The organism is Synechococcus sp. R3-13 (assembly GCF_047462195.1).
In the GTDB taxonomy this organism is placed as follows: domain Bacteria; phylum Cyanobacteriota; class Cyanobacteriia; order Thermostichales; family Thermostichaceae; genus Thermostichus.
Map to the genome: position 1 here is coordinate 1 of NZ_JANSIO010000169.1, position 7,705 is coordinate 7,705.

The following is a 7,705-nucleotide window of genomic DNA, read 5'->3' on the forward strand; positions in this document are numbered from 1 at the left end:
CCCGTCAACGAAACCGGTGGCGGCATTGTCGAGGTGAACGCTTCTCCGGGTTTGCGCATGCACCTGGCCCCCAGCGAAGGGATCCCGCGCAATGTGGCTGAGCCCATCATCGACATGCTCTTTCCCCCCGGCAGCCACACCCGCATCCCCATCCTGGCCGTCACCGGCACCAACGGCAAAACCACCACCACCCGCCTGATCGCCCACATCCTCAAAGGCATCGGCAAGCGGGTCGGCTTCACCACCACCGACGGCGTTTACATCCAAAACCATCAAATTGCCAAGGGAGACATGACCGGCCCCCACAGCGCCCGCCTGGTGCTCAGGGATCCCACCGTGGAAGTAGCAGTGCTGGAAACGGCGCGGGGCGGCATTTTGCGAGAGGGTCTGGGGTTCCCGGAATGCGATATCGGCGTGGTGCTCAACGTAACCTCAGATCACTTGGGGTTAGGGGATATCGAAACCCTGGAAGACATGGCCCGCGTCAAATCCGTCTTGGTGGAAGCGGTACACGAGCGGGGCTACGCTGTCTTGAATGCCGATGATGGTCTGGTGGCCGCCATGGCCGCCAATGTCAAGGCGACGGTGGCCTACTTCAGTATGAACCCGGAAAATCCCCTCATTCAAAAGCACATTGCTTCCGGGGGCACGGCGGCTGTTTATGAAGAGGGCCACATCTCCATTTTGAAACGGGGCTGGAAACTGCGCATCGAAGATGTCAGCAACATTCCCCTCACCCTCTCCGGCAAAGCCAGCTTCATGATCCAAAATGCCCTAGCCGCCACCTTGGCAGCCTTCCTGCACGGGGTTTCCATCGACGACATCCGCATGGCACTGGGCACCTTCACCAGTTCTGTGGCCCAAACCCCTGGTCGCCTCAACTTGTTCGATGTGGGGGGCTACCAAGTGCTGGTGGACTATGCCCACAACCCGGCAGGTTACGAGGCCATTCAAAGTACCCTAGAGCGCTGGGATTGCCAACGAAAAATTGGGGTTATCGGCGGGCCTGGGGATCGGCGCAACAGCGACCTACGAGAGCTGGGAGTCTTGGCAGCGCGCATGTTCGACCGAGCCATTGTCAAAGAAGATGATGACCGGCGAGGACGGGAACCAGGCGAGGTGGCCGCCCTAATCCGGCAGGGTTGGGAACAGGAAAAGGCAGGGGATCGTCTGCAGGAAATCTTGGATGAGGCAACTGCTATCGAAACCGCTCTGGAGAAAGCCGAACCCGGAGACCTGGTGGTGATCTTTCCGGCGGATGTACAGCGCACCATCCAGATCATCACCCGCTTTCAAGACAAGCTTAATCCCAAACCCAGTTACCGTGGCTCCTCCTACAGCATCGGCCCAGATTTGATCTCCCCCAGCCCTGACGTCAAACTGTCTTAGGCTGGCTGCCGACAACTCCAGAGTGCTCTATGGCCTCCATTCCTGGACAGACATCGAGAATTGAGTGGGCGGAGGTGACCCATAAGTCCTCGGCGGCGATATCCTAAGTTTAGGCTGGCGGGGGCGGGTGACTTGTCTTTTGGGAAGCAGCAGGTGTTCGGCTCAGGGGATCCTCGGCTTTTCAGAAGCCTTAACCGTTCTAAAAAAGTCTGAGGGATGGCAGACAGAACTTTGGGGATCCCAAAAGGTCTAAAGACTCCGTCCCGCCGACGCGATGGGAATGTCGTTAGGGTAGTTGTGAATTTGGCAAGGAAAACAGCTCATGGACAGCGCTCTGCTTCAAGCGGCTCGCCAGATTTATCAATTTCATCTGCAGCATCGACCGGAAGTGCTGGAGCAACCTCCGCGGGGGGTAGTTATTCACCGCCGTACCCTGCGAGGGGATCTGATCTTTTCCGAGTTCCCCATCCTGCTGCCCCAGGAAACTTTTATTCCGCTGCAGCAATTGGAGCCGCTGCGGTGAGGCACAAGGAGCTACGCTGACAGAGCAGATCCTTCCTTTTTCTGCCTTTAGGGACTCCGTCCTGCCGACGCGATGGGAATGGCTGCCATGCTCGAGATTCTCCCCTACTGCACAACGCTCACATGATGTGGCTGAGCATGATGTGGCTGAGCAGCGCCGACGCCAACAGAATCTGGGAGCTGCGCCTACTGGGCTGGGTGCTGGTACTGGTGCTGGGGGCCTGTGTGGGCAGCTTCTTGAACGTGGTGGTCTATCGCCTGCCGCAGGGCCTTTCTCTGCTCCATCCCGGATCCCATTGTCCAAGCTGCAAGACGCCGCTGGGCCCCACGGAGAACATTCCCATCCTGGGCTGGTTGTTGCTGCGCGGTCGCTGCCGCCATTGTGGAGCGCAGATTAGCTGGCGCTACCCTGCCGTTGAGGCGTTGACAATGGGCCTGTTTGCCCTCAGCATCGGCGCTTTGGGGTTTTCTGCCCAAGGGATCCTCACCTGCGTCTTGTTGAGCTGGCTGTTGGCCCTGGCGCTCATCGATCTGGATACCTTTTTGCTGCCGGAGGAGCTGACCCGTTCAGGCCTGGTGGTGGGGCTTTTGGCCCGCCTGGCTCTGCCGTGGCTCCAGGGATCCGGATCCCTGGCCGCTACAGGCCTGTCACTGGTGGAAGGGATTGCAGGAGCTGTGCTGGGCCTCTGGCTGCTGGAGGGCATTGGCCTCTTGGCCCGTTGGGTCTTGGGGCGGGAGGCTATGGGCGGGGGAGATAGCAAGCTGTTGGCCCTGATCGGCATGTGGTTGGGCTGGCAGGGGGTGGTGGTGGCCCTTCTTTTGGGTTCCGGGTTTGGCCTGCTGGCTAGCTTGCTGGCCATGACCAAGGGGCGGGCCCGCCTGGGAAAGCCCATCCCCTTCGGCCCCTACTTGGCTATGGGCGGAGGGGTAGCCGCTCTAGCCGGATCCCAACTGGTGGAGGGCTACCTGCGCTGGCTTGACCTGGTGGGGTAGAGGGAACGTCCATTCAACATTGGATACTTCATGTTTCGGGATCTATGACTTCAAACTGATCGGGAAAAAGAATGAGATTAAAATATCGAAAACCTCCTACCAAGCTCAAATCCGGAACCGCTAAATCAACCGCATAGCCTTCAGTGGGATCTGAGTAACATTCCACAATGGATCCCTGAGTTCCAGCAGGAATAGTGGTCTCGCTGAAATACTCCTTGACATCTGCCACAGTTTTGACTCTACTGTATGGCTTGATTCTAGAAGTGGTTTTACTCATCATTGTGTACCTCTAGCCAATTGGTGACCAAACGAGGGATTAAACTTTCCTTATCAACCTGCCACACGGTCACTAAAGTGCCTTTTTTCTGATTGAGGCCCAAAATTTCAATCTTGACTCGATAGCGGCTTCCATAGGGTGTTGGAAACGGATCCCCGGCTAAGGCGCAAGGCAGAGCAGCAGTAACCTGTTGCAGAATGTGAGCAAATCCCACCCTTCTTCCCTCTGGTGTACTGACATCATAGCCAAGCTCTGCAAAGGCAATCCACTTGCCTTGATTTCCAGGATTAGCTGGATTCATAGAGTAATCAACGAACTTGGCAGGATCCACTGCTGCTTCAGAAGCCCTGGGCAAGGATCCGGCCGTGGTTGCAGCTTTTGCCGACTTCACGTAAGGTCTAAGGACTCCGTCCCGCTGGCGCGAACAGTAGCCCAGACGTCTCACGCTAACCTGAAACAACCATATTAATTACTCCACCCCTTCGATTCTGTCCTCGATCTCCTGATACAGCTCCTGCAGACGCTCGATATTGGCCTGGGAAGTCTGCCAATAGCCGCGCCCATGCACCTCCAGCAGGGATCCGACAATGCGCCGGAAGGAGTGGGGGTTGAGGTTCATCAAGCGCTGCCGCATGGCCTCATCCTTGATGAAGGTCTCGTTGGTTTCTTCGTAGATCCAGTTGTCCACCGCACCTGCCGTGGCCGACCAGCCCGAAGTGTTGACCAACCGCTTGGCAATCTCCCGTACCCCTTCGTAGCCGTGCTTGAGCATCCCCTCATACCACTTGGGGTTGAGGAGCTTGGTGCGGGCGTCCAGACGGATGGTTTCGCTCAGGGTGCGGATCTGGGCGTTGGGCGTGGTGGTATCTGCCATGTAGGCCGAGGGGGCCTTGCCGTCGGGGCGCAGGCTCTGCACCAGCTTGGTGGGATCCGCGTCGAAGTAGTGGCTGACATCGGTCAGGCTGATCTCCGAGGAGTCCAGGTTCTGGAAGGTCACATCCACCGTTTTCAGGCTGGCCTCGAAGAGCTGTCGCATCTGCTGGTTGGGCAGGTTGGAGCCAAAGGCAAAGGACTTGCGGGATAGGTACATCTCCCGCAGCTCCCTCTCGTCCTCCCAGGAGCTGTTTTCCACCGCCAGGTTGATGTTGGCGGAGTAGGATCCGGAAGCGTTGGAAAAGACCCGCGTTGCCGCCTGCTCCAACGTCAGCCCCAGTTCTTCTGCCTGCTGCAAGGCGTGCTTGCGCACAAAGTTCAGCTCCGGTGGCTCCACCGCTGCGGCCGCCAGCTTCACCGCCCGGTCGATCAGGTCCATCTGGTTAACAAACAGATCCCGGAACACCCCCGAGCAGTTCACCACCACATCAATGCGGGGCCGGCCCAGTTCCTCTAAGGGGATTAACTCCACCTTGTTCACCCGCCCCAGGGCATCGGGTTTGGGTCGCACCCCCAGCAAACACAGCACCTGCGCCAGCGACTCCCCGTAGGTCTTGATGTTGTCGGTGCCCCAGAGCACCACCGAGATGGTTTCCGGGTACCGGCCACCGTTACTGCTCATCTCGCGAGCCAGCAGCCGTTCCACCACGATCTCCGCAGACTTAATCGCGGCTGCCGTGGGGATAGACTGGGGATCCAAAGCATGGATGTTCCGTCCCGTGGGCAACACATTGGGGTTGCGGATGGGATCCCCCCCCGGCCCCGGCGAAATGTACTCCCCTTCCAAGGCCCGCAGCAGGGATCCCAGCTCTTGGTCGGCGGTAATTTGCTTCAGGCACTCTTCCAGGAACTCAAACAAAGGCTTCAAAAGATCCGGATCCACCTGTGGGTAGCCCGCCTCCTTCAGGGCCATTAGCCACGGCGCTTGCCGACCCATGTTGAAGAAGTTGAGCTTGGCCACCCTAGAGACCCGCCCCTGGGCATCGGTCTGCTCCTGCACCAGAGCTGCCACTGCCTTTTGACAAGCTTTGTTGATGCGATCCAGCAGCTCCGTATCCGCCAGGTGCCCCCGATCTCGGTTGCGGTAGATCTCGTCGATGTCCCGGCCCAGGCTTTGGGCAAGAATGCGCGGCAGACCCAGGATCCCTTCTTCGGGGCGGTCAATGCTGGCAATGCTCACCAGGGTGGCAATCGCCTCCTCTGCTGTGGGGGGCGCTCCAATGACGTGCAGACCACAGGGCAACAGCCGCGACTCGATCTCCATCAGCTGGGCGTAGAGCTTGCCCACCACCCTGTCCCGCTCTTCCAAGCTCAACTGGGCGGCGTCCCCCTGGGGCAACTCCACATCCTTGTCCAGGTTCACCAGCCGCGCCTTGTCGCAGATGGCGTTGACGATGGCGATGCCCCGCGCCCCCTCCCGCAGGGTTTGGTAGGAGCCGATCATCTCCCGCAGCTCTTGCAGCCCCTTGTAGAGGCCGGCGTTTTCTGCCGGCGGCGTCAGGTAGCTGATGGTGCAGGCGTAGCCCCGCCGCTTGGCAATAGTGGCCTCACTGGGGTTGTTGGCGGCGTAGTAGTACAGGTTGGGCAGGGATCCAATTAGATTATCCGGATAGCACTCGCCCGACATGCCGATCTGCTTGCCCGGCATAAACTCCAGGGATCCATGGGTGCCAAAGTGCAACACCGCATCCGCCCCCCAAACTTTCTCCAGGTAGGTGTAGTAGGCAGCAAAGCCGTGGTGGGGGCTGGCTGACCTGGAAAAAAGCAGCCGCATGGGATCCCCTTCATAGCCGAAGGTGGGCTGCACCCCGATGAACACATTGCCAAAGTGCTTGCCGTAGATCAACAGATTTTGCCCATCGGTATTCAGGTGCCCCGGCGCTGGCCCCCAGTATTGCTCGATGGCTTTCACGTAGGGTGTCAGCGCCTCGTACTCCCGCACCGACAGTTTGGCGGCCACATTCAGCTCCGGGCTGGCGTACTGGGCCTGGGGATCGTGCAGGATGGACTCCATCAGCTCCTGCGGGGTTTTGGGCAGCTCGGGGCCGAGGTCATAGCCGTTGTGGGCCAGGGCCTGCATCACCCGGTGAATAGAGGCAAATACATCCAAGTAGGCTGCTGTCCCCACATTGCCTTTGTCCGGTGGGAAGCTGAAGACGGTGATGGCGATCTTCTTCTCCAGCTTGGGCTTGCGCCGCAAATTGGCCCATTTAATGGCCCGCGCCGCGATCAGCTCGATCCGATCCTGCATTGCGTGAGCTTTGCCGGTGGCCGCGTCCCGCCCTGAGAGGATGATGGGATCAATGGCCCCGTCCAGCTCGGGAATGGCAATCTGCAGAGCCACCTGCACCGGGTGCAGCCCCAGGTCGCTGGCAGCCCATTCCTCCGTCGATTGAAACACCAAGGGCAGCGCCACCATGTAGGGGCGATTCAGCCGTTGCAGCGCTTCCACTGCTTTGGGGTGATCCTGCCGCGCCGGCCCCCCCACCAGGGCAAATCCCGTCAGCGACACCACCACATCCACAACCGGAGTGGTCTTTTGGGCATTCCAGAAAAACTCGTTCACCGGCTTGGAGAAATCTAGACCCCCGGCAAACACCGGCACCACCCGCGCCCCGCGCGACTCCAGCTCTTGCACCATGGCCACGTAGTGGGCATCATCCCCCGTCACCAGGTGGGTGCGCTGCAACACCAACCCCACGCAGGGAGCCAAGGGATCCTTCACGTCCTGCGGCAGATCCTCGCGGGCGTTGTACCAATCCAAATACTCCGCCAGACTGGCAAACATCTGCGGCGCCAAGGGGTGCCAGATGCCCATCTCCAAGTAGGTGACCGGCTCGGCAAAGGAGAGCTGCCCCCGCATCCCCGGCAGGTAGCGATCCGCCAGCATCAGCAAAAAGTTCTCCAGGTTCTCGCGGGATCCCCCCAGCCAATACTGAAAGCTGAGCATGAAGTTGCGGGCATCCTGCGCCTTGTCGAAGGGCAGATACTTCAGCACCTTGGGCAGGGTCTGCAGCAGCTTCAACATCCCCTCCTGGAAGTTGGATCCCTGCTGGCGCTTGCGCATGAACTGGGCGATGGCGCTCTTGGACTGGCCTAGCTGCGCCATAGAAAAGGCTCCCATCTTGTTCAGGCGCATCACCTCCGGCATGGAGGGAAACACCACCACCGCATCCAGCCGTTCCCGCAGGGGTTCTACCGCCTGCACCACCTTCTGGGCAATGTCCTCGATGAAGATCAAGGATCCAATAAAGACATTGGCCGTTTCCAGATCCCGCCGAAAAGCCTCATAGCCCGCGGGATCCCGCAGCTCCTCCACCAGATAGCCGGACAGCTCCACCGCCAGCTTGGAGTTGTGGGCGTTGATGTGCTGCACTGCTGCGGTCAGGGCACTCTGATATTGCGGCTCCAACACCACATACACCACCTTCATCAAGCGGCGATCCCCTACCTCGGCAGGGGTAACGTGGCGGGTGATGGGCTTAACCAGAGTAAACATGCGGTCGCTCTCCGTCGTGCAATGCAAAAATTGGGTAAACCGGGGAAAGGATTCTGTCCTGCTGACGCGAAAGGACTCCGTCCCGCTGACGC

5 protein-coding genes are annotated in these 7,705 nt (G+C 59.4%); 3 read left to right on the forward strand and 2 right to left on the reverse strand.

The annotated features are described in order from the left end of the window. The 3 genes from NW856_RS05225 to NW856_RS05235 form a co-directional block, all read left to right on the forward strand. A partial coding sequence (locus tag NW856_RS05225) for a Mur ligase family protein (RefSeq protein ID WP_414399417.1) occupies positions 1-1,389 on the forward strand: 1,389 nt, incomplete at its 5' end. Positions 1,390-1,711: 322 nt separating this feature from the next. After that, positions 1,712-1,912: a hypothetical protein gene (locus NW856_RS05230; protein WP_414330572.1), complete on the forward strand. Its 201-nt coding sequence runs from the start codon at positions 1,712-1,714 to the stop codon at positions 1,910-1,912. A 122-nt stretch (positions 1,913-2,034) separates the two neighbouring features. Next, on the forward strand, positions 2,035-2,904 hold the full coding sequence (locus NW856_RS05235) for a prepilin peptidase (protein ID WP_414399418.1): 870 nt from the start codon (positions 2,035-2,037) through the stop codon (positions 2,902-2,904). A gap of 269 nt (positions 2,905-3,173) precedes the next feature. On the opposite strand, the gene NW856_RS05240 is transcribed toward NW856_RS05235, so the two are convergent. Continuing rightward, positions 3,174-3,626 (reverse strand): DUF6883 domain-containing protein, encoded by a 453-nt coding sequence (locus NW856_RS05240; RefSeq protein ID WP_414399419.1) that lies wholly within the window; start codon positions 3,624-3,626, stop codon positions 3,174-3,176. 24 nt (positions 3,627-3,650) lie between these two features. Then, positions 3,651-7,613 (reverse strand): magnesium chelatase subunit H, encoded by a 3,963-nt coding sequence (locus tag NW856_RS05245; RefSeq protein WP_414399420.1) that lies wholly within the window; start codon positions 7,611-7,613, stop codon positions 3,651-3,653. Positions 7,614-7,705 lie beyond the last annotated feature (92 nt).

What these genes read in the sequence shown, in the direction of transcription:
- NW856_RS05245 (WP_414399420.1), bottom strand. Translation starts at nt 7,613, where the DNA reads ATGTTTACTCTGGTTAAGCCCATCACCCGCCACGTTACCCCTGCCGAG.
- NW856_RS05235 (WP_414399418.1), top strand. Translation starts at nt 2,035, where the DNA reads ATGATGTGGCTGAGCATGATGTGGCTGAGCAGCGCCGACGCCAACAGA.
- NW856_RS05230 (WP_414330572.1), top strand. Translation starts at nt 1,712, where the DNA reads ATGGACAGCGCTCTGCTTCAAGCGGCTCGCCAGATTTATCAATTTCAT.